Here is a 20,957-nt window from a genome sequence, read left to right as displayed (position 1 = left end):
TATATGGAAAATAGCCATGATCAAAATATAGATAAGAGATATGCATACCCAGTTGTAGTAAATCCTCCCGAGTGGGAAGAGGATGAAATAGACCTATTGGAGTTGTGGGACACAATATGGAAAAGAAGAAAGTTAATTGGGGCTATTACCTTTGGTGCAACCCTTTTGGCAGTTATTATAACTTTATTTGTCCTGCCTGTTATTTACAGATCCCAGGCAGTACTAATCCCTGCGTCTTCTGGAAGTGGCAGTGGTTTAAGTAGTCTTGTGAGCTCTTTGCCTATACCAATTAATTTAAGTGGAATAACTGGCAGTGAAGATAAATCAACCTTAATTGTTTCATTTCTAAAGAGCGATAATTTAAAACTGAGGTTAATTAAAAAATATAATTTACTCCCTATATTATATGATAATCTGTGGGACGAGGAAAAGCAAACTTGGGATGTTGATGATGAAGAAGATATCCCAACTCCTGTTTTGGCCATACAGGAAAAAAAATTGGACGATATATATGAGGTTTCACAGGACAAAAAAACAGGTCTTATAACAATCAGCTGGGAGAGTAAGGATCCAAAGTTTGCTGCGCTTATGCTACAGAGGGTAATAGATGAACTAACACACTATTTAAATGAAGAATATGAAACAGATGCCAAAAGAGAGAGGCTATTTGTAGAAAAACAACTTGCAAAGGCAAAAAAGGAACTGGAATATTGGGAAAAGCAGATTCCCACTAAAAAACTAACTTTAGCAGAGATTACAAGGGAAAGGCTTGCAGCTCAAACTGTTTATACTGAGCTTAGAAAACAATATGAGCTGGCAAAGATTGCTGAGGCAAAAGAGGTGATAAATTTTAAAGTGTTAGATCCTCCCTATATCCCAGAAAAGAAATATAAGCCCAAGAGGACGCTAATATGTGCGGTAACAATAGTAACAAGCTTATTTTTGTCCATCTTTCTTGTCTTTTTCCTGGAATTTTTATCCAATGCCAGGCTTAGAAAGTTTGAGAATGCCCAGTAAGGTTGTTTTTTGTCTCATTGTCATATTGCTCATTCCTTCCTTTGGTATGGGTTTCAATTATGAGGAGCCCTTAGGTTCCCTTGAATGCTATACAGGGCTTTTGCAGATGCCAAATGCCCGTATTATCCCTGACTGGCATATTAGATTTAATTATGGCCACAGTTCTCCCTATTCTTACTACGGTGGAGCAATTGGATTTTTTGACAGAATAGAATTTCACGGACAATTCACAGAGATAAGCACCATAGATGCCTTTAAAGGTTATGGCTATGGCCATTATAAAGATAGATCTGCTGGGGCAAGGTTAGTCCTTTTAAGGGAAAAGGATTTTTTCCCACAAGTTGCAATAGGCGCTTTTGATGCAACAGGAACAGCCCTGTTTGCCCAAAGATATATCGTTTTTTCCAAGATGATTAAAAATTTGGATGTAACCTTTGGGCTTGGACAGGGGGTACTTGCAGGGGAATTTTTTGTAAAACCAAACGGGAACTCAGAGTGGGGGAGGGATACGGCCCTTTCCTTTCTCTTATCTTCACCTTTTAGAAAAACCAAACCATTTGGTGGGGTTGAATATCACGCAACTCCAAATCTAACGTTTACCGCAGAATATTCAAGCATAGATTATGATAATATGTTTGGTTATAGGGATATAAAAAAAACTGGAGTAAAAAGAGACAACAGCAAAATTCCTTTAAATTTTGGGATAAAATACAGAATTGGCTCATCTATTTATGCAAAGCTGGCCTACATGAGAGGAAGTTGGGGCGCACTTGGGATAAATGTTGATCTTCCTCTTAATCCTGAGGGGTTTTTGGGGTGGAAAAAAGAACCAAACTACAGGCCGTATGAAAAATTAAGATACAAATCATATTTTGCTACTAATGAAGATCTTGCAAAGATCTTAGCATCAGAATTAGAAAAGGATGGATTTATTGAGGTTAGAGTAGCTGTTGGGGATAGTTCTGTTTGGATAGAAGCAGCAAATTCAAAGTATATATCCAATCTCAGGGCCATTAGGCGTGTATTTGAAGTAATAGATATCTTGTGTCCTCCAAGGATAAAGAATTTGTACATTAATTTAAAAGAACATACACAGATATTGGTTAGTATTAAGACAACTAGGGAGAATATCCAGGCCTTTTTACAGAGTAAAGTGGATAAAAAAAATTTTCTGAACTATTCGGACGTAGATCTATATAAAGGCAAGAACTTAAATGAATTTTTAAAAGACAAAAACGTATCAAGCTTTGTTTCACCTAAAGAGAAATGGTGGTCAATAAAAATTGAGCCTAAGATCTATACATTTTTAAACAACAGGGCAGGTTTTTTTAAACACAAAGGGATATTAAGGACCTCCTTAAACTTGTACCCAACTGATACAACCCTTATTAAGAGCGAACTGGAAGTAACACTTTTCAACCAGTATGATGAACTCATATATCCTCCCTTAGAGCCTGAACCAACTAGAACAGATATGGTCTTATATGAGAAGAATTCAAAACCTAGACTAACTCAACTGGCAATGGACCAGATCGTGGAATTGCCCTATTCTTTTTTAGTTAGAGGTGCAGTGGGATATTTTGAATATGGATATGCAGGTATAGGTATTGAGGGGTTTCGTTTTTTTAGACAAGGAAAAATGGGTTTTGGCTTTGAATCAGAAGTGGTCAAAAAAAGAGATATTGACAATAATTTTAGCATAAAAAAAGATAGTCCCACCTTTTATACTGCATTTTTGAATACATATTTTCAGTTGTGGCCATCCCAGGGATTGGAGGGTGGCTTTAAGATAGGTAGATTTTTAGCTGGTGATAAGGGCATTAAGTTTATTCTAAGGAGGTCGTTTAAATATTTCACAGTGGGGGCGTGGTATACAAAGACAGATACCTCTGTGTTCAAATCTAAAAAAAATAGAAATGCTGAAGAAAAGGGAGTGTATATTTCCATTCCATTTGCGGTATTTTCCAATAAAGAGAAAAGGGGTTGGCTTACCTATGGAATAACCAGCTTTACCAGGGATCAGGGACAGACAGTAGAACAACCAAGGTATCTATATCCCCTAAATCCCTGGCACACCCCTGATTATATAAAACGCCATTTAGATGAGTTAAAGACACAGTGATGAAAAAAATAGTTGTTTTAATTTTAATATTAATATTAACTGGTTGTGGAAAGACCAGGTGGTATAAACCTGGAGCAAGTCAATGGGACTTTAATAGGGATGAAAGAGAGTGTCTATCAATTGCCCACCTACTTGCCAAGGATGCAACTGTTGGCGGAAAAAAAGAAGACTTAGAGACATTTATACTTGCGTATAAAAGGTGTCTTTATCAAAAGGGATGGACAAATATCCCCCTTGCAGATGAGCAAAATAGAAAAAAGGCAGTTGATTTAGCCAGTGTGCATGGAAAAAAGATAAATGGGTTTGGGCTGAATCTGTATATCCCTTTTGGATTTAAGGTAATATCAAACCAAAAAAAGATATTTGGTCCATCAATTATCCATTCATTTTTTTTAAAAAATGAGAAAGGGGTGTTTATTAACTTGATATTTCAAGAAAACATGAGTTCAAAGTTCAAAAAGGTTCCATATGAGGTGGGGGATAACTATTTTGTATATGATCGATTTTTCCATAAGAAAAATCCCCTCACCTGGACACTATATTTTGGTAAATTTCAAAATGCGTGGGTCAAGTGTATAGGCGGGTTTTATTATGTATCAAAACATAAAAGGATTATTTTTGTCATCTCATCTACCCTATCTCCTCCAGATGCTGTAATACCAGGGCTGGGGTATTCTAAGGGCCAAATAGAGGAAATAAAATCTTTTTTAACCCATTATCTTAAGTGGATAAATTTAAATTTTAAGAAAGTAGAATCTAAAAAGTCTTAAGTTCTCCTCAGCCATTTTTCTGGATCAATGGGTCTTTTCCCCTTTCTGATTTCAAGATAAAGTCCATATGTCTTGACAAATGGGGAAAACCCCACCTCTCCAATTGTCTCAGACCTTTCAACTATCTGTCCCATGTTTACAAATACCTTTGATAAAAAGGCATATAAGGTGTAATAGCCATCACCATGATAGATTATTACAACATTTCCAAAGCCCCTTAGCTTGTCCTGGAACACTACCTTCCCAAAAAAACAAGATATTACTTTGGTTCCTTGGGGGGCAAATATCACTATACCCTTTTTAACTCGTTTGAACTTACTCGGTTTAACAGGCCAGGGGAGAAATCCCTTTGCTTCTTGAAATTTTTTTGTCTTGAGTATTTTTAGATTATATTTTAGCCTTTCAACTGTATCAATTATCTCTTCCAGTTGTTTTTCTTTTTTTATGGACTGGGCCCTTATATTTTGTAATCTGGAAAAGAGCACCATTTTTTCTTTTAATAGTTCATCCTTTTGGGCTTGGATTTTTTCAGTTTTTAATTTTATTTGCTCTTTTAAAATTTCAAGTTTTTTCTTCTGAATGTTCAGTAGCTTTTGTTTTTCTCTAATTTCTGCTAATCTCTTGTTGTAATTTTTATATATGTCTTCTAGCCATATGTATTTTAGCTGTATATCTTTAAAATCTAGGGGACTAGACAAATAGTATTTTTTTAAGTAGGTATCCCACAAAAGGTTTAAGATTTTACTTAAGTATTTAGATTTTTCTCTAATATTCTTTTGGATGTCTGCAATATCTTTTTTAAAATTTATTTCTTTTTCTTGAAGGGATTTTAGTTGTTTATTATTATTTTCTATTGCTATTTTAATTTTTTCTATATTTTTTTCTAAATTCAATATATTTTTATAAATTTTCTTTTCTTTTGATTTTAATGCCTTTAATTCCTTTTGCTTATTACTTAACTCTGATTTTTTTTTGCTCAATTGTTTTTTGTAGATGTTGTTAACACCAAGGGATCTTTGTGGAGCAAATATGATAAAGAAAAATATAAAAGGCAGGACAATTTTCCTTTTCATATCTAATTTAATCCATATAAGGGACATCCATGACAGTTACTCTTTTTCTTTTTACACCATTTTTTCCCTATTCTAACCAAAAGGGCATGGAATTCTTTATATATTTGAATATCTTTGGGTATGTTATTCATACAAAATTCCTGCAACGCTTCATACGATACTTCATCTCCAATTAGTGAATGTCTATTAAATATCCTGTGGGTGTATGCATCAACCACAAAAATTTCCTTTTCAAATGCATATAATAACATTGAGTCTGCTGTCTCTGGACCTATGCCTTTTACTCGTAAGAGTTTATTTCTAAGATCATATAAGGAATAACCTTTTAATCTTTCAATTTCAAAATTTACCTCTTGCTTCAAAAATAAAAGGAAGTTCTTGAGTCTAGTTGTTTTTATCCTGAAATATCCAGCAGGTCTAATAAAGTTAGCTAGTTCATCATTGTCTAGGAAAAATAGTTTTTTGGGGGTTAGTAAGTTATTTGATTTGAGATTAAATATTGCCTTTTCCACATTATTCCAGTTAGTATTTTGGGTCAGTATTGCCCCAACGCAGATTTCAAAAACAGTGTCCCCTGGCCACCAATAGCTTGGCCCCAGTTCCTCATACATTTTATTGTACATCTTGGTTAAGATAACATTATAGCCCTTTACCATGATCTATTCCTTCCTAAATATAATTGATGACCATTCGCCTTCTCTCATAATATCCACAACCTCTAATATTGAACCATTAGAGTCTAACTGGGCTTTGTATGAGTCAATAACTGGATTTTCTTGTTCATTTAATATGCCTGATATTATTATGTATCCATTTGATTTGAGGAGAGCTAAAAAATTTTTTTTTAGCTCTAAGATGGGTTCAAGGAGGATATTTGCCATAATCAAGTTAAATTTTTTTGTGTCTTTTATACTGGCTATGGTGCCAATGAAAAATAATGGAAGAGACAGCCCATTTAACGCAAAATTTTTTTTGAAGTTTTCAAGAACAATTGGGTCTATATCAAGGGAAACACCGTGTAAGCCAAGTAAGGAGGCAGCTATTGAGAGGATCCCAGAGCCCGTGCCAACATCCAGGAACACATCTTCATTTTTGATGACTCCATTTTTATGCAAGGTATAAAGAGACTTAATACACAGCTTTGTTGTGGGATGGTGGCCTGTACCAAAGGCCATTTCAGGATATATGTAGATTGGAATTTGGTCTTTTTTAACACCAATTTTCCCTTTTTCCCAAGATGGAATAATTTTAAAATCTTCAACCTCCATTGGCCTGAAGTATTTTTTCCACTCCTTTGACCAATCCTGGTCAATATATTTTGTGATATTTACATCACCTATAGGAAAATATTTTTTTATTCTCTCTGCAAATTTTTTTGCCCTTTCAGGGGAGTTAAAATATATTTTGATTAAGTTTTTTTCTTCTTCCCATCCCCACGATATATTTTCAGCCAAAAATAATTCAACTTCCTCCATTATCTGATTATTACTTTTAATTTGTAGTACTGAATATATTTTTTTCATAGATTTTTTTGAATGCCAGGTATTAAGCCCTAATATTGAGAACTAAACAACTATCCCTGTCTCTATTATCAGAACAGAATCCTCTACGCATCCTTTAGGACTTAGTTTTGATATTTGATGCCAAGATTCTATCCAAAAGTTCAACAAATGCTTTTAGTTCAAATTCTTGTGTAATAAGTGGTGGCAAAAGCCGCAAGGTGTTTCCCTGGGTGAGATTTACAATAAAGCCCCCATGAATAATTGAGTCAAAGACCCTTTTTGCATCCACTTGTCCTGTCAATTCAATGCCCAGCATAAGTCCCTTTCCCCTTACTTCCCCAACTAAATTGGAATATCTTTCTTTAAGTTTTTTAAACCTAGATAGGGTAAAATCTCCAAGGTCTCGTGCTTTGTCAATTAAATTGTCTCTGGAAATTATCTCAAGGACCTTTAAGGCGGCCCTACATACAAGGGGACCACCTCCAAAGGTAGTGGCATGGGTCCCTGGGACAAATGCCTTTGCCACTTCCTCTGTGGCCATCATAGCGCCTATTGGAAGTCCATTGGCAAGTGCCTTGGCACATGTGATAATATGGGGCCTTACATCATAGTGCTCAAATCCCCACATCTTCCCTGTCCTACCAATACCAGTTTGTATCTCATCAATAATAAACAGAAGACCTTTTTTTTGGCAAATGTCTTCTATTCCCTTAACAAAATCTATATCAAGGGGTTTTACCCCTCCTTCTCCTTGTATCACTTCAATCATAATTGCCGCAGTTTTATCACTGATCTTTGATTCAATATCCATTAAGTCATTTGGCCTTGCGTGTAAAAATCCTGGTAAAAGAGGCGAAAATCCGTCCTTTATTTTGTCTTGGCCTGTGGCACTCATGGTGGCATATGTCCTTCCATGAAATGATCCATGTAAGGTTATAATTTCATATCTATCTAGATTTTTAATTTTGTTAAAGTATCTTCTAGCCAGTTTTATTGCTGCCTCATTTGCTTCTGCTCCCGAGTTACAGAAAAACACCCGTGATAGATGACCTGTTGTATTGATAAGTGTCTCAGCTAGATCTATTTGCTCCTTTGTATAGAAGAGATTGCTAACATGGACCAGTTTTTTTGCCTGGTCTGCTATTGTCTGAGCAATTTCAGGATGAGCGTGTCCCAAATTACACACTGCTATTCCAGAAAGAAGGTCGGTGTACTCTCTTCCCTCAAAGTCATATAGCTTTGTACCCCTTCCCTCCTTTATTGAAATAGGATACCGTCCATAAGTATTAAACAGAAATTTTTTTTCTCTATGTTTAATTGTTGCATGATCCATTGTGTATGCTCCTTATATGTTAATGGACCTTATTTGAATAAAATAAAAACAGGAGGTCAAGACCAATTTGTCTTGCCTCCTGCATAAAACAAAGTTGATTTTTCTTTTAAACTTCTGGTCTGGGAAGTAGTTTTGCCATCTCAGCTATTTCTGGGACCTTGTGTTCCCACTCAATGGCCATTAGATGTACCCCAGCAATTCCCTTCATCTCTTTGAACTCTTCAATCATCTCGCATGCTATCTTTATCCCTTCCTTGGCCTGATCCTTTTTGGGTACCCCTTTTAGCCTTTTTATTATTTCATCGGGAACATCCATACCAGGGACCTTGGTCTGCATATATTTTGCCATACCCACGCTCTTCATTGGAGTTATTCCAGCCAAGATATAGACCTTTTCAGTTAGACCCATATCATTTGCCTGTTTTATCCACTCCCTCATCCTGTTCATGTTATAGATACACTGGGTTTGGATAAATTGGGCACCTGCTTCCACCTTCTTGGCAAGCCTGTGTATTCTCCACTCTAAAGGTTCTGCAAAGGGATTTGCTGCGGCCCCTATAAACATTTCCTTGGGAGCACCGTCTATGTCTGCGCCAGAGAGGAACTTTTCTTCATCCCTTAGTTTTTTTACTGTGGATATGAGTTGAATTGAGTCAATGTCAAATACACCCTTTGCAAAGGGATGGTCCCCAAATTGCTGATGGTCTCCTGTTAGACAGAGGATATTTCTAATCCCATGGGCATAGGCTCCAAGGATATCTGCCTGCATTGCAAGCCTGTTTCTATCCCTGCAAACCATTTGGTATACAGGCTCAAGACCTTCCTGCAACACCAAAAGAGATGTTGCCCAGCTGGACATCCTCACCACTGCTGTCTGGTTGTCAGTTATATTAACTGCATCAACAATTCCCTTTAAATATGTAGCCTTTTTCTTGACCACCTCTACATTGGCTCCCCTGGGAGGTCCCAATTCCCCTGTAAGCGCAAAATGACCTTGTTCTAAAATTTTTTTGAGCTTGCTCATGGCCATACTCACTTTTTTGTTTTAAAGGTTTAGAATATACATTGACGGAACAAAAAAGGGCACCACGCCCTTATATCTATTTTTGAAGAAAATTTTATTGCTTTTTTTTGCAAGTCCTAGATTTTTAAAACCCATTGGATCATAATTTTTAAGATCTGAGATATTTTGCTTATTTAAAATTTCAATTGCTGATTTTTTAGATAATTTGAACATATCCTGGACATAATCCCAAGAACCATAGAGTTTTTTTTCAATTAAACCACCATTTAATTTATTTGACCTGTTTAAGGGTTTTGTGAAATTTAAGGATACACCTTTTTTAAAGATCATCTTTTTTATTTTAAAGGTAGATTTCTTGTTTTTTATTGTTTTTATTAGCAATAAATCTATCTCTTTAAAATTACTTTTCATAAGATCATTTAGTATATCTGGATTAGTATTTAAGGATCTATCTATTATCCCTTCTATCAACACGTGAAAGACTTTACCTCTATTTAATTTAAATAGTTGTAACATGTTTGGTATGAAATAGTTATGGGCAATAACATCAGATGCAAGGTGTGTTAAATAGCCAAATGCATAAGATTTAACGTGTATAGATTCTGATTGTAATAGCTTAAATCCAGTATTCCAATTATGAGACGGGGCCTTTGATATCTTTTTCCCTTTCCCAATAAGGACATCAGGACTTATACACCCATATAGAAAATGATATGGAAATTTAATAATAGTATCTGCTACGTTAGGTAACAATAAGTTTAAATTGTCAAAAACATATAATCCAAGGGACAGATGGAAACCAGGTCCCCAGGCAAATGCATTTATTGGAAACAAAATGGCTAATAATAAGAAAATTAAGAAAAATTTATTTTTTGACATGACATTCACCACAAGCAAGTGGGCCTTTTTTTCTTTTTTGGTGACAGGTAATACATTGTTTGTGATAGGCATCCATTAAAGGTATTCTATTTTCCTTTGTCTTTTTCAGTTTATGGCAATCAGAGCATGGTTGCCCAACGCTCATCCCCCCCTCCACCAGTTTTCCATTTTCGTACACATGGTGACACACGGAACAGTCATAAATTTCAGCCTTTTCATTGTGTTTGTCGTGTTCAAATATAGCTGGTGGCCTTTGATGGGATTTAAAAGCTGGGGACTTTATAAACTTCATATCCTCTTGGGCAAAACAAAATAGACTGAAGCTAAAAAAAATAGCTATTAAAATAGTTAGTTTTAATGATATCTTTTGTCTCATATGAACACCCCTTTTTTAAGCAAGCGTCAGCCTGTTTAACAAAAAAAATAAAAACATACAAGTACAAAAAAATTAGCTATTAATATTAGTTTGCACAAATACGTTACTGGCAGACTTCAAGCATTTTTGAAATAGCAATCCTGGCCAATTCCTTGGTTTTTACATCTACATACACCTGTTTTTTTGTATCTAAATTTTTCAGGAGAGATAGCAAATTAGACTCACTTATCATTTCCATGTATTTGCAGCTAGTGGAAAATAACGGATATATTTCTTTATCCTTGTGTTGTTTTTTTAGGCGGTTCACCAAATTGATTTCTGTTCCTATGGCTATTTTGCTCCCTTTTGGTTGTGAGCTTACGAATTTTATGATTTTTGAGGTTGAACCCCACTCATCAGCCCCTTCAACCACCTCAGGAGCACATTCGGGGTGAACAATTATCCTGGCATCTGGGTTTTTGGTCCTAAAATACTGTATGTGTTGTTTCCTGAAATTTAGGTGGACATCACAGTGTCCTGGCCAAATATAGAGTTTATACTTCTTATTAAAAAGATCTCCTTCTAAATAGGATATTTCTCCTTCACCTATTCCAATGGCCCTGGCAGTGTTTATGGCCAGATTCCTGTCTGGTAAAAATAATACCCCATCGCTGTTTTCCAATGCCCATTTTAACATAGTCACGGAATTTGCAGAAGTACACACACTTCCGCCAAATTTTCCACAAATGGCCTTTACCTTTGCAGATGTGTTTACGTATGCAATCGGGATAATTTTTCTTTTTTCGTTTAAACTGGAGAGGGTGATCTCTATTAACTTGGCTGGGGCAAGGTCTGCTAAGGTACAACCAGCGTTTTTTTCAGGAATAAATATTTGTTGGGAGTCGTTGGCCAAAATAGCTGTTGATTCTGCCATAAAATATACACCGCACATAACTATGTATTTGGCTTGAAGAGATGGTACTTTTCGTGCCAGTTCTAACGAGTCCCCAATAAAGTCTGCGTGTGTTACAATATTATCGCTTTCATAGTGGTGGGCGAGTATACATAGATCATTCTTTAATTTGTCTTTTATCTTGAGAATTTTATCTGAAAGTGTCATGGTTAGCTCTCCCTGTGTTATTTATAATTTCTTGAATATTAAGGGGTGGTTTGATACCTTTAGTTGTGCAGAAAACTTCTATCCTTTCTCACAAAATATGCGAAAAATCAAGCCAACATGGGTGTTGGCTTTAACATATTGGGACTGTTATGGATATAGATAAAAATTCTGTGGGACTTGTTGAAAAACGCTATTACACATTCGCACATTCCCCGGATGAATTTATTTTTGAAAGTGGTCAAAAATTGGGGCCCATTACCATTGCATATGAGACCTATGGTAACCTAAATAAAGACAAATCAAACTGTGTGTTAGTTCTCCATGCCCTGACTGGTGACTCCCATGCAGCAGGATATTACAGAGAGGATGATGCAAGGCCTGGATGGTGGGATATAATGATTGGTCCATCTAAGGCAATTGATACAAATAAATTTTTTGTGGTGTGTTCCAATGTTATTGGAGGCTGTATGGGCTCCACTGGTCCAAGTTCCATTGATCCACGGACTAATAAGCCCTATGGGGTAAGGTTCCCATTGTTGTGTATAGGGGATATGGTGAGGGCGCAAAAAAGGCTACTTGAACACCTGGGAATAGAGAAAGTTCTAGCTGTAATAGGTGGTTCCATGGGGGGTATGCAGGCCCTTGAGTGGAGCGTTAGATACCCAGAGATGGTGGAGGGCGCAATTTTAATTGCCACAACTGCAAAACATTCAGCAATGGCAATAGCATTTAATGAAGTGGCCAGGCAGGCCATTATGAGCGATCCCAATTGGAATAATGGAGACTACTATTCTTCTGTTCCTCCTGTACATGGACAGGCGGTGGCCAGAATGATTGGACATGTTACTTATTTGTCTGACGTGGCACTTAGGCGTAAGTTTGACAGAAATATTCAAAAAGGGATTAACCCCTCAACCCAGAGAGGGTTCAGCTCAGGTGTATTTGAGACAGATTTTCAAGTATCTAATTATCTCAGGTATCAAGGTGAAAAATTTGTAAGTAGATTTGATGCAAATTCTTTTTTGTATCTAACCCGTGCAACAGATTATTTTAATCTTGCAGAGACCCATGGCAAAGGCTCACTTGCATTGGCCATGTCAAAGGCAAGGGCAAAGTTTTTGGTTGTTTCATTTAGTTCTGATTGGCTCTATCCCACTTATCAGTCAAAGGAGATGGTAAAGGCCATGAAAAAAAATGGATTAGAGGTAAATTTTTGCGAGATCCAAATAGACTATGGACATGATTCCTTTTTGGTTCCAAATCCAAAACTATCAAGCCTAGTTAAGGCATTTTTGGAAAAACTTTATTCTAAGTAAAATTGGTTACTATGACTGAAATGATATTCAAAGTTAAATAATTTTATAAGTTGCTAGCCCTACGTGTTCAACACTGGTGCTTGAACGTTGAACATTGAACTTTATCGGGATATTAATAATGAGATTTGACTTAAAGACCATAGCAGAATGGATTAATCCCTCTAGCAAGGTGCTTGACCTTGGGTGTGGAAGTGGTGTCTTGCTTCAATATTTGATTCAACAGAAAAATGTAGAGGGTACAGGAATTGAGATAGACGAAGAAAAGGTGACCCAGGGAATCTTAAAGGGAGTCAATGTGATACAGGGAGATATAAATGAAGAGATATTAGATTATGCAGATAATACCTTTGATTATGTAATATTGTCCCAGACCTTGCAACAGGTGAACCGTCCAGCTTGGTTGATTTCAGAGATGCTAAGGGTGGGGAAAAAGGGGATTGTGAGTTTTCCAAATTACAGTCATTATAAAAATAGGATTTATTTCTTTTTAAAGGGAAGGGCTCCAATCTCCAGGGAGCTCCCCTATGAGTGGTTTGATACCCCAAATATCAGGAGGATAAGTATAACAGATTTTAAGAGATTTTGTGGAATATTTGGCTTTAAGATTGAAAAGGAGAAAAATATAAGCACATATCACCACGAAGAATACGGTAAGGTAGTTAGGTTTTTCCCAAATTTTTTTGCAATTTATGGAATATTTATGCTTACAAAAAAGTAGAGCACTTTCACCTTGACCTTGCATATTTAATCTCTTAAAAATTTTAGGACGTATCCAACCAGAGGTTCCTGCCTAAATTTTGACTTTAACCAAAGTGATGGAAAAGGAGACTAAAATGGAAAAAAAGGAAAAGTGTCCCAGATATAAGCTAAATTCTGAGTATTGCCCATGTACCTATCCATCTTGCTCAAGACATGGAATATGCTGTGAATGTATTAGATACCATAGGCTTAGAGGTGAGTTGCCTGCCTGTTATTTCACTGAAGAAGAGGAAAAAACCTATAACAGGAGCATAGAGTTTTATTTTCAGAGAAGGTTTAAGAGGTAATGAAAAATTCCTCTTTTTATGACCACCTGCTTCAATGTGTAAGTAGTGTATTTAATGGGTATAGTAGTGTTTTGTATCTAAAAGATGTGGGTCCAAAATATAGAATGGCTTCATATTTTAGTCTTGGAGATAATGTGGACAAAACATCTGTAGTAGTCCAGGGAAAGGGGCTAGTGGGCTGGATCTTAAAAAACAAGAAAACCTTAGTTATAAATGATTTTTCCAGGGAAAAGAGGAGGCTTTGTTATTATTTAAAGGGAGAGGAAGAAAATGTAAAGTCCTTTATGGGCGTGCCCCTTAAAAACAGTAGGGGAGTTTTATGTGTTGACAGCAAAAAGACCTATACCTTCACACCAAAGGACCAAAAGATTTTAAGACAATTTGCTGGTCTTGCCTCTGAATTTATAGAAGTGAGGGATAAATTGAGTTCTTCCTGGGAGACGGAGAATTTTTATAATGGCCTAAAATTGATTTGTGGATTAAAACAAAAATATCCAAAGTGGAATGAATATTTAGACAACTTGCTTAAGATATTATGTCTATATACAGGATTTATGCACTCTTTGTTTGCCTCCAGGGACGAGCGGGGGACTGGCTATTATCTTGAAAAAGTCAGTGATATAATAGTTGGTCTGGAAAGGTTTAAAGGTGAGAAGTTCAGCATAAATAGTGGGCTCATTGGATGGGTGTTCAAAAATCATAAGGCCATTGTTTTGAGTGATGATGAAGACCCAAGACCCATTGGTTCCCTTTTGGGAATTCCTTCTATAAAAGAGAGGGTGAAGACCATTGTTTGTTTGCCCATAATAGTAAATTTTAAGACCAGAGGAGTCCTGGTATTTTTAGATAAGGATAAAAAAATAATTACAAATTCCATGTCAGAATTTTTTCAACTTCTAATTGATCATTTGTCACTGTTTCTAGAGAATTTGTACTTGAAAAATAAATTGAGGAACAGGAAAAAGGGAAGGTAGAAATGTTTTTAAAAAAGATTCTCAATTTTTTTGGCAAAGATCTGGCCATGGACCTTGGAACAGCCAATACCCTTTTGTATACAGGAAGGGACGGAATTGTACTTAACGAGCCGTCAGTAGTGGCATTGGATGCAAGGACAGCTAAGGTGTTAGCAGTTGGAACAGAGGCAAAGGAATTTTTGGGAAGGACCCCAGAAAAGATAAGGGCGGTTAGGCCTTTAAAAGATGGGGTTATTGCAGATTTTGAAGTAACCAAAATAATGATTTCCTATTTTATAAAAAAGGTCATTAAGGGGCTGCAACTGGTGAAACCCAAAATGGTCATCTGTGTACCCACGGGAATTACCCAGGTGGAGATGCGTGCAGTTATAGAGTCTGCCCAGCAGGCTGGTGCCAGGGAGGTAAAGCTAATTGAAGAGCCCATGGCAGCAGCAATAGGTGCCCAGCTCCCAATTGAAAAACCTGTTGGGAATATGGTGGTGGATATTGGGGGAGGAACAACAGAAGTTGCAGTAATATCTTTATCTGCTGTGGCATATGCAGAATCTGTTCGGGTGGCTGGAGATGAACTAAATGAAGCCATCCAGAGGTACTTAAAAGAAGAATATAAGGTGTTAATTGGCGAGAATTTAGCCGAACAGATCAAGATAAAGTTAGGCTGTGCTTACTATGTGCCAGGTGAAGAGACGAAGGTGATGAAGATAACGGGCAAGAATATCATGAATGGGGCTCCATCTATGATAGAGTTGACAGAGGAAGAGGTTTTTAGGTGTATTAAAGAACCAGTTGATATAATTGTAGATTCAGTTATAAGGGCACTTGAGAAGACATCTCCACAACTTGTTGCAGACGTTGCCCAGAATGGGATTTTGCTTGCAGGAGGAGGTGCCCTTTTAAAGGGACTTGATAGATTAATAATGGAGAGGGCCAATATAAATGTTGTGGTGGACGACGATCCCTTGACTACTGTTGTTAGGGGGACTGGGATAGCCATGGAAAATGAGAAAACATACTCTCAAGTCTTTATTAACTAAATAAAAATGGATAAAGATTACGAATTATGGATATAAAAGACCTTGAGTGCCTTTTACAAAAAACAGTTGAAGTGGTTAAAGGGGCAGGAGAACTCATAAAAAACTCAATTGGTAAAAAGCTCAATATTCAGCATAAGGGGGAGATAGACCTTGTCACAGAAATAGATGTGGCTGTTGAAAATGAGCTTAAGAGGGAGCTCAAATTATTAGTGGATACAAATTTTTTGGCAGAGGAGTCTGATTCATCAACTAAGGTAGGGGAATGGCCTATCTGGATAGTTGATCCCTTAGATGGCACCACCAATTTTGCCCATTCACTGCCAATGGTGGCCACCTCAGTTGCCTTGTGGTATGAAGGAGAGGTGGTTTTAGGGGTCATAAATTTACCAATAATTGATGAGGTCTTTTCAGCATGTAAGGGCAAAGGTGCTTATTTAAACGGGAAAAAGATAAGAGTCTCTAAACAAAAGGATTTAAAAAATTCTCTTATTGCAACAGGATTTCCATACGATATAAAGGACAAAATAGAACAGGTGATCCCACCTATTAAATCAGTGCTGCTTTCCTGTCAGGGACTCAGGAGAATGGGTGCTGCTGCAATTGATCTTGCTTATGTTGCCTGTGGGAGATTTGAAGGTTTTTTTGAACAGGGACTAAAACCATGGGATATTGCAGCTGGTTGGCTTATGGTGAGGGAGGCAGGAGGTATGGTCACAGATTATAATACCAATCCATTGTCACTCTATTCCCCCAATATACTTGCAACCAACAAAAACATCCACTTTGATCTTTCCAAGTTGATTCTTTCTGGGAAAAGATTATAACTAAATAAATCTTAAGAAAAAAGGAGATAAATATGAAAAAGGGTTTAGATGCCATATTCTCTCCAGAGTCTGTGGCTGTTATAGGTGCTTCAACTACCCCTGGCAAGGTAGGGCATGATATATTTTTAAATGTTTTAAAGGGTGGATTTAAGGGGGTCATATTTCCTGTAAATCCAAGGGCCAAATCTGTTGTAAGTGTGAAGGCCTATCCAACCATATTGGATATACCAGACCCAGTGGACCTGTCTTTTATTATTTTGCCTCCAAAGTTGGCCATGGAGGCAGTGAAACAATCAATAGAAAAGCAGGTGGGTGGGATTGTTATAGTTTCAGCAGGATTTAAGGAAGTTGGTGGTGAAGGTGCGAAAATAGAGCAGGAAATTGCAAATATGTGCAGGGAAGCTGGAGTCCGTTTGGTTGGACCTAACTGTCTTGGTGTGATAAATCCCCTTGACAATGTACGTTTAAATGCAAGTTTTTCCAGGAGAATGCCACAGCCTGGAAAGATATCTTTTATTTCCCAGAGCGGAGCCCTTTGTACTGCAGTTTTGGATTTTGCAGCAGATAGGGAATTTGGGTTTTCAAAATTTATATCCATAGGAAATAAAGCAGATGTGGATGAAGTTGATTTAATGGAGTATTTTTACAATGACCCTGATACAGAAGTGATAATGATATACCTAGAGGAACTAAGAAGGGCAAGGGATTTTATTGATACTGCAAAAAAAATAACATCTGGGGACAATCCAAAACCCCTATTGGTGATTAAGTCTGGTCGAACAGTTGCAGGTGCAAAGGCTGCAGCATCTCACACAGGAGCAATAGCAGGTTCAGATGCAGTTTACAGTGCAATATTTGACCAAACAGGGATTATTAGGGCAGAGACCATAAATGAGCTCTTTGATTTTGCCACAGCATTTACATATAAGAGTGAAACTCCTCTGGGTAAGATCAGGACAAAGGTACCTGCAGGAAATAGGGTGGCCATTATAACAAATGCTGGTGGTCCTGGAATAGTTGCAACAGATGTTACTGTAACAACAGGTTTAACACTGGCAGAATTAACAGATGAGACAAAAGAGAAATTAAGTAAATATCTTCCCCCTACTGCCAATATACACAATCCCATTGATGTAATTGGAGATGCCACATCAGATAGGTATGAAAATGCCCTTAGGACAGTTATATTTGATCCAAATGTGGATGGGGCTCTGGTTATTCTAACTCCCCAGTCTATGACAGATGCAAGGGCAACTGCTGAAGCAATCGTCAGGGTTGCGTCTACCACCAATAAGCCCATAGTATCCTGTTTCATGGGGGTTGTGGATGTATCTTCAGGTGTACACTATCTCCAGGAACATGGATATCCGGTCTTTAGTTTTCCAGAAAATGCTGCCAAGGCCCTGGGTGCCCTGTATAAATTTAATAGCTGGTTACACAGGGAGACCTACGAGGAAATAGAAGTTACCTATGACAGACAAAGGGCAGAGGAATTAATAAGAGGGTATGTGGAGGAGGATGAAACAAGGCTAACTGAGATACAGTGCAGGGACCTCTTAAGGGCATATGATTTTGATGTTTTGCCAATGGAACTTGCAACAACTGAAGATGAGGCTGCAGACATTGCCAGAAAGATAGGCTCTCCTGTGGTCCTAAAGATAGTATCCCCTGATATACTCCACAAATCAGATGCCAGAGGAGTCCTTGTCAATCTTTCCACAGAAAAGGAAATAAGAGAGGGTTTTAATAAAATAGTGAAAAATGCGTATGAGTATAAAAAAGATGCAAAGATTCATGGTGTACTTGTACAAAAAATGGCTCCAAGGGGTATAGAATGTATAGTTGGTGCAACAAGATATCCAAGATTTGGTCCCCTTGTTATGTTTGGCTTTGGAGGGGTTTTTGTTGAGGTTTTTAAAGATGTGTCCTTTAGAATAGCCCCCCTATCTAGAGGAGATATTAGGAGAATGGTCCAAGGTATAAGGGCATATAAACTCCTTGAAGGATTTAGGGGGGATAAGAGAAAAGACATAGATGGTTTAGAAAAAGCTATAATGAAGATATCCCATTTGATGGTAAATCATCCAGAGATCCAGGAGTTGGATATAAATCCCCTTATTGTCCATGATGAGAATATGGGTATTAGCGTTGCTGATTGCAGAATTATTTTGAAAAAGAAATAGGAAATAAAAAGAGACCTGAATTCGCCATAAGGGAGGATTATTTTTCAAACTGCGAATCCAGGTCCTATAGAATAAAGAGTGCTTTGGGCTTGCTAAAACTCTACTACATACCTGACCCCGTATATGAAACCATCAGTATCATCTATATTGTGTTTGTAGTTATCATCCATATATTGGATATCCAGTGACAGATGACTGTAGTCAGTTACCTTGAATTTTATATATCCTTCCACTGCCTGGGTGTTGTCCACGTCTGCCTTGTCAGCACCGTCTAGATATGCATATCCAACACCTATTTCATCATCCTCTCTTCCCCATAGTTTACCGTTTATATTGATTCCACCTGAATACATGGTATCAAAATCAACTATTGCATCGTCGTCCTGCCATCCAAATCTGAAAAATACTCCAAATATGTCTCCTAATTTTTGATCTATTGATACTCCAATTCCCTGATATCTTTCTTCTGAACCCTTCCATCCTTGAAATTCTTCAGTGGTTTCATATCCCGTTAACCTGTAATTGCCTTGGCCCAGGGGCGTGTTTAGATTGTATCCTATTTCTGCCCCATAGTAATTATAGGATTTTGTATCGTCCTCATCTGGTGTCTCCCATTTATCTGTCTTTGTGCTCATTCCAAGGGCCTTTATATAAAAGTTCTTAATGGATAGCTCAACTACTCCTCCAATATCGTAAGAAGGTAAATTTAATAGGGGATTGTTTACAAATACCTCATTCATAAATTGAGTTGCCTGGTCGTTGGCAAATTCATTTGCATCCAAGTATGCAGTGGAGTCAATTATCCCAAAAGTACCTGACAGAGATATATCTTGGGATATGTTAAAGGTATGTTTATACCATGCCTCCAATAGATAGTCCCTACTCCTTCCATTAATGTCCTTTACATCGTCTTCAAGGTCTTCTGCATAGGATGAGAACATAAATGGAGAATTATTATGTAAACTATTTCCTGCTGCAAAACTAAAGGTGAGCTGCAACTCGTCTATGTCCGTGGGATGGAAATTAAAACCAATGTCTGATGATACACTGCCCCTTCCCAGACTATCGTCAGTGTTATTAGAATCATAGTCCATATACTGATATGCCCCAGATATGGACACATCTAATGAGAGTTCTTTTGTAATGTCATAGGCATGGACATAACTCTTAAATGTGGTGGATACAAGAAAGACTAAGGCCATGAATAAGATTTTTTTTGATACCATAAATCCTCCTTTTGCATTTTTTGTGTTATTTTTTAAAAAAGTGTATGTAGGATATATTATTATTTTTTAAGTATCAAGTATTTTTTAATAAAAAAATCCCTGAGATTAAAAAATCTCAGGGATTTCCCTTTTTTATCCCCAATTTAAAATATAGCCCCATGTCCCGAGGGCAATATTTTAAATTTTACTCAGGCAGGTCTTCTGACTCTAAGGATCATCCTACTTGCTGCGCCTTCCCTCCCGCCCCGCCACCTTTTCAAGTGAAGGACCTGCTCTTTGCAAGTAGCAGTTTGTGAAGGTCAAAAACTTTTGGCTTCACCTATGTCCTTGCTTAAAAAGGTGGCGGGGAAGAAAGTGGCCTTTTGCAGCTTTCGTCCCCTTATCACAGCCGCGGGCCGGTTCCGGATTTGCACCGGATTCCCTTTTAAGCCTAACGGCACCTGATGCAGCTTTTTTATCTCATATCCATATGCTTTGTCAACAAATAGCAAAATTTTTTATCAATTACCCCTTGTCATAGGCATCCTTAGTGTATAAAATCCCAAAAATTCTTGATGTCGGATATTTGAGTGACATTAGCCCAAGTTTGTCATTTTGATAAACTTGGGCGAATACTTTAATAATAAGAGGATTTTTATGAAAAAGACCTATCTAAGCAGGCGGGATTTTTTATTTGCCTTTAGACAGCGATTTTCAACTAAACCATCTAGGGCTTCTTCCTTTACAAACAAAGATGCAAAAAAGGCAGACGAATATTTGTCACAGGGTAAATATGAAGATGCCAGGGATATATATCTTAAAATGGTTGAGGAAAGATCAGATAATTTAGTTGCAAGGCAAAAATTGGCCTATTGTTATTACAAACTAGGGGATATAAAAAATTCCATGAAGGAATTTTTGGAATTAAAAAAAAGGGGAGTTAAAAGCAATTTTGTGTCCCTTTATTTAGGCCTTTGTTTTGCCCATAGGGGGGACATCCCAAATGCTATTTTATCTCTAAAAGGATTTTTTGACATTACAAAACCCATAGTGCAAAGGGCAATCAATTTGCAGATTGCACTTTATGATTCAAATATGGCCAAAAAAGAAGATTTAATCAATTGTATTGAAGGGGCTATAGAGGAACAAAATAAAATGGATACTGCAACCAGTATTTAAG

At 37.1% G+C, this 20,957-nt stretch carries 20 protein-coding genes and 1 riboswitch; of the genes, 11 read left to right on the top strand and 9 right to left on the bottom strand.

What is annotated here, in order from left to right; translation table 11 throughout:
• Positions 1–3: 3 nt before the first annotated feature.
• Genes ACYQ0O_RS08525 through ACYQ0O_RS08515 form a run of 3 tightly spaced genes read left to right on the top strand, consistent with a single transcriptional unit; the run spans position 4 to position 3,909 of the window.
• A complete protein-coding gene (locus ACYQ0O_RS08525) occupies positions 4–1,017 on the top strand; it encodes a Wzz/FepE/Etk N-terminal domain-containing protein (protein ID WP_459892105.1) in 1,014 nt (337 codons plus the stop codon).
• The gene (locus tag ACYQ0O_RS08520) at positions 983–3,139 is read left to right on the top strand and encodes a YjbH domain-containing protein (RefSeq protein ID WP_459892103.1); all 2,157 of its coding nucleotides are present in this window, start codon (positions 983–985) and stop codon (positions 3,137–3,139) included. The genes ACYQ0O_RS08525 and ACYQ0O_RS08520 overlap by 35 nt, the downstream gene beginning before the upstream one ends.
• On the top strand, positions 3,139–3,909 hold the full coding sequence (locus ACYQ0O_RS08515) for a hypothetical protein (RefSeq protein WP_459892101.1): 771 nt from the start codon (positions 3,139–3,141) through the stop codon (positions 3,907–3,909). Before ACYQ0O_RS08520 ends, ACYQ0O_RS08515 begins: the two co-directional genes overlap by 1 nt.
• On the opposite strand, the gene ACYQ0O_RS08510 is transcribed toward ACYQ0O_RS08515, so the two are convergent.
• From ACYQ0O_RS08510 to nadA, 8 genes are all read right to left on the bottom strand, one after another.
• Positions 3,906–4,982 carry a murein hydrolase activator EnvC family protein gene (locus ACYQ0O_RS08510; RefSeq protein ID WP_459892099.1) on the bottom strand — a complete coding sequence of 359 codons (1,077 nt, stop codon included), beginning with the start codon at positions 4,980–4,982 and terminating at the stop codon, positions 3,906–3,908. The genes ACYQ0O_RS08515 and ACYQ0O_RS08510 overlap by 4 nt on opposite strands.
• A gap of 2 nt (positions 4,983–4,984) precedes the next feature.
• On the bottom strand, positions 4,985–5,638 hold the full coding sequence (locus ACYQ0O_RS08505; RefSeq protein ID WP_459892097.1) for an endonuclease III domain-containing protein: 654 nt from the start codon (positions 5,636–5,638) through the stop codon (positions 4,985–4,987).
• A gap of 3 nt (positions 5,639–5,641) precedes the next feature.
• Positions 5,642–6,505, bottom strand: a complete 864-nt coding sequence (locus tag ACYQ0O_RS08500) for a 50S ribosomal protein L11 methyltransferase (protein WP_459892095.1) — start codon at positions 6,503–6,505, stop codon at positions 5,642–5,644.
• A gap of 94 nt (positions 6,506–6,599) precedes the next feature.
• Positions 6,600–7,817: an aspartate aminotransferase family protein gene (locus tag ACYQ0O_RS08495; RefSeq protein WP_459892093.1), complete on the bottom strand. Its 1,218-nt coding sequence runs from the start codon at positions 7,815–7,817 to the stop codon at positions 6,600–6,602.
• Between the two features lie 106 nt (positions 7,818–7,923).
• Positions 7,924–8,841, bottom strand: a complete 918-nt coding sequence (locus tag ACYQ0O_RS08490; RefSeq protein WP_459892091.1) for a methylenetetrahydrofolate reductase — start codon at positions 8,839–8,841, stop codon at positions 7,924–7,926.
• 21 nt (positions 8,842–8,862) lie between these two features.
• Positions 8,863–9,720, bottom strand: a complete 858-nt coding sequence (locus ACYQ0O_RS08485; protein WP_459892089.1) for a zinc dependent phospholipase C family protein — start codon at positions 9,718–9,720, stop codon at positions 8,863–8,865.
• Entirely contained in the window at positions 9,707–10,096 is a 390-nt protein-coding gene (gene tmcA, locus ACYQ0O_RS08480; RefSeq protein ID WP_459892087.1) for an acidic tetraheme cytochrome c3 TmcA, read from the bottom strand. Before tmcA ends, ACYQ0O_RS08485 begins: the two co-directional genes overlap by 14 nt.
• Before the next feature lie 103 nt (positions 10,097–10,199).
• Complete coding sequence (gene nadA / locus ACYQ0O_RS08475; RefSeq protein WP_459892085.1) at positions 10,200–11,195, bottom strand: quinolinate synthase NadA; 996 nt, start codon at positions 11,193–11,195, stop codon at positions 10,200–10,202.
• A 149-nt stretch (positions 11,196–11,344) separates the two neighbouring features.
• Between nadA and metX the strand changes: the two genes are divergently transcribed.
• The 7 genes from metX (at position 11,345) to ACYQ0O_RS08440 (ending at position 18,572) form a co-directional block, all read left to right on the top strand.
• Positions 11,345–12,511 carry a homoserine O-acetyltransferase MetX gene (metX, locus tag ACYQ0O_RS08470; RefSeq protein WP_459892083.1) on the top strand — a complete coding sequence of 389 codons (1,167 nt, stop codon included), beginning with the start codon at positions 11,345–11,347 and terminating at the stop codon, positions 12,509–12,511.
• A 118-nt stretch (positions 12,512–12,629) separates the two neighbouring features.
• Positions 12,630–13,229, top strand: a complete 600-nt coding sequence (metW, locus tag ACYQ0O_RS08465) for a methionine biosynthesis protein MetW (protein WP_459892081.1) — start codon at positions 12,630–12,632, stop codon at positions 13,227–13,229.
• Positions 13,230–13,344: 115 nt separating this feature from the next.
• Entirely contained in the window at positions 13,345–13,557 is a 213-nt protein-coding gene (locus ACYQ0O_RS08460) for a DUF6485 family protein (protein ID WP_459892079.1), read from the top strand.
• Positions 13,557–14,531 (top strand): GAF domain-containing protein, encoded by a 975-nt coding sequence (locus ACYQ0O_RS08455; protein WP_459892077.1) that lies wholly within the window; start codon positions 13,557–13,559, stop codon positions 14,529–14,531. Before ACYQ0O_RS08460 ends, ACYQ0O_RS08455 begins: the two co-directional genes overlap by 1 nt.
• A 2-nt stretch (positions 14,532–14,533) precedes the next feature.
• Positions 14,534–15,565 (top strand): rod shape-determining protein, encoded by a 1,032-nt coding sequence (mreB, locus tag ACYQ0O_RS08450; RefSeq protein WP_459892075.1) that lies wholly within the window; start codon positions 14,534–14,536, stop codon positions 15,563–15,565.
• A 26-nt stretch (positions 15,566–15,591) separates the two neighbouring features.
• Positions 15,592–16,389: an inositol monophosphatase family protein gene (locus tag ACYQ0O_RS08445; protein ID WP_459892072.1), complete on the top strand. Its 798-nt coding sequence runs from the start codon at positions 15,592–15,594 to the stop codon at positions 16,387–16,389.
• A 32-nt stretch (positions 16,390–16,421) separates the two neighbouring features.
• Positions 16,422–18,572 (top strand): acetate--CoA ligase family protein, encoded by a 2,151-nt coding sequence (locus tag ACYQ0O_RS08440; protein WP_459892070.1) that lies wholly within the window; start codon positions 16,422–16,424, stop codon positions 18,570–18,572.
• Positions 18,573–18,664: 92 nt separating this feature from the next.
• Here the strand turns inward: ACYQ0O_RS08440 and ACYQ0O_RS08435 are convergent, their stop codons facing one another.
• On the bottom strand, positions 18,665–19,798 hold the full coding sequence (locus tag ACYQ0O_RS08435) for a carbohydrate porin (RefSeq protein ID WP_075068960.1): 1,134 nt from the start codon (positions 19,796–19,798) through the stop codon (positions 18,665–18,667).
• A gap of 174 nt (positions 19,799–19,972) precedes the next feature.
• A riboswitch (cobalamin riboswitch) is annotated at positions 19,973–20,257 on the bottom strand.
• A 177-nt stretch (positions 20,258–20,434) separates the two neighbouring features.
• Here ACYQ0O_RS08435 and ACYQ0O_RS08430 point away from each other — a divergent pair.
• Entirely contained in the window at positions 20,435–20,956 is a 522-nt protein-coding gene (locus tag ACYQ0O_RS08430; RefSeq protein WP_459892068.1) for a tetratricopeptide repeat protein, read from the top strand.
• Position 20,957: the final 1 nt, after the last annotated feature.

The sequence above is a fragment of the Desulfothermus okinawensis JCM 13304 genome (assembly GCF_054654515.1).
This window is presented reverse-complemented; position numbering and strand designations above follow the sequence as displayed.

What these genes read in the sequence shown, in the direction of transcription:
- nadA (WP_459892085.1), bottom strand. Translation starts at nt 11,195, where the DNA reads ATGACACTTTCAGATAAAATTCTCAAGATAAAAGACAAATTAAAGAAT.
- ACYQ0O_RS08485 (WP_459892089.1), bottom strand. Translation starts at nt 9,720, where the DNA reads ATGTCAAAAAATAAATTTTTCTTAATTTTCTTATTATTAGCCATTTTG.
- metW (WP_459892081.1), top strand. Translation starts at nt 12,630, where the DNA reads ATGAGATTTGACTTAAAGACCATAGCAGAATGGATTAATCCCTCTAGC.
- ACYQ0O_RS08525 (WP_459892105.1), top strand. Translation starts at nt 4, where the DNA reads ATGGAAAATAGCCATGATCAAAATATAGATAAGAGATATGCATACCCA.
- ACYQ0O_RS08520 (WP_459892103.1), top strand. Translation starts at nt 983, where the DNA reads ATGCCAGGCTTAGAAAGTTTGAGAATGCCCAGTAAGGTTGTTTTTTGT.
- metX (WP_459892083.1), top strand. Translation starts at nt 11,345, where the DNA reads ATGGATATAGATAAAAATTCTGTGGGACTTGTTGAAAAACGCTATTAC.
- mreB (WP_459892075.1), top strand. Translation starts at nt 14,534, where the DNA reads ATGTTTTTAAAAAAGATTCTCAATTTTTTTGGCAAAGATCTGGCCATG.
- ACYQ0O_RS08490 (WP_459892091.1), bottom strand. Translation starts at nt 8,841, where the DNA reads ATGAGCAAGCTCAAAAAAATTTTAGAACAAGGTCATTTTGCGCTTACA.
- ACYQ0O_RS08515 (WP_459892101.1), top strand. Translation starts at nt 3,139, where the DNA reads ATGAAAAAAATAGTTGTTTTAATTTTAATATTAATATTAACTGGTTGT.
- ACYQ0O_RS08455 (WP_459892077.1), top strand. Translation starts at nt 13,557, where the DNA reads ATGAAAAATTCCTCTTTTTATGACCACCTGCTTCAATGTGTAAGTAGT.
- ACYQ0O_RS08495 (WP_459892093.1), bottom strand. Translation starts at nt 7,817, where the DNA reads ATGGATCATGCAACAATTAAACATAGAGAAAAAAAATTTCTGTTTAAT.
- ACYQ0O_RS08510 (WP_459892099.1), bottom strand. Translation starts at nt 4,982, where the DNA reads ATGAAAAGGAAAATTGTCCTGCCTTTTATATTTTTCTTTATCATATTT.
- ACYQ0O_RS08430 (WP_459892068.1), top strand. Translation starts at nt 20,435, where the DNA reads ATGAAAAAGACCTATCTAAGCAGGCGGGATTTTTTATTTGCCTTTAGA.
- ACYQ0O_RS08500 (WP_459892095.1), bottom strand. Translation starts at nt 6,505, where the DNA reads ATGAAAAAAATATATTCAGTACTACAAATTAAAAGTAATAATCAGATA.
- ACYQ0O_RS08435 (WP_075068960.1), bottom strand. Translation starts at nt 19,798, where the DNA reads ATGGTATCAAAAAAAATCTTATTCATGGCCTTAGTCTTTCTTGTATCC.
- ACYQ0O_RS08505 (WP_459892097.1), bottom strand. Translation starts at nt 5,638, where the DNA reads ATGGTAAAGGGCTATAATGTTATCTTAACCAAGATGTACAATAAAATG.
- ACYQ0O_RS08460 (WP_459892079.1), top strand. Translation starts at nt 13,345, where the DNA reads ATGGAAAAAAAGGAAAAGTGTCCCAGATATAAGCTAAATTCTGAGTAT.
- tmcA (WP_459892087.1), bottom strand. Translation starts at nt 10,096, where the DNA reads ATGAGACAAAAGATATCATTAAAACTAACTATTTTAATAGCTATTTTT.
- ACYQ0O_RS08445 (WP_459892072.1), top strand. Translation starts at nt 15,592, where the DNA reads ATGGATATAAAAGACCTTGAGTGCCTTTTACAAAAAACAGTTGAAGTG.
- ACYQ0O_RS08440 (WP_459892070.1), top strand. Translation starts at nt 16,422, where the DNA reads ATGAAAAAGGGTTTAGATGCCATATTCTCTCCAGAGTCTGTGGCTGTT.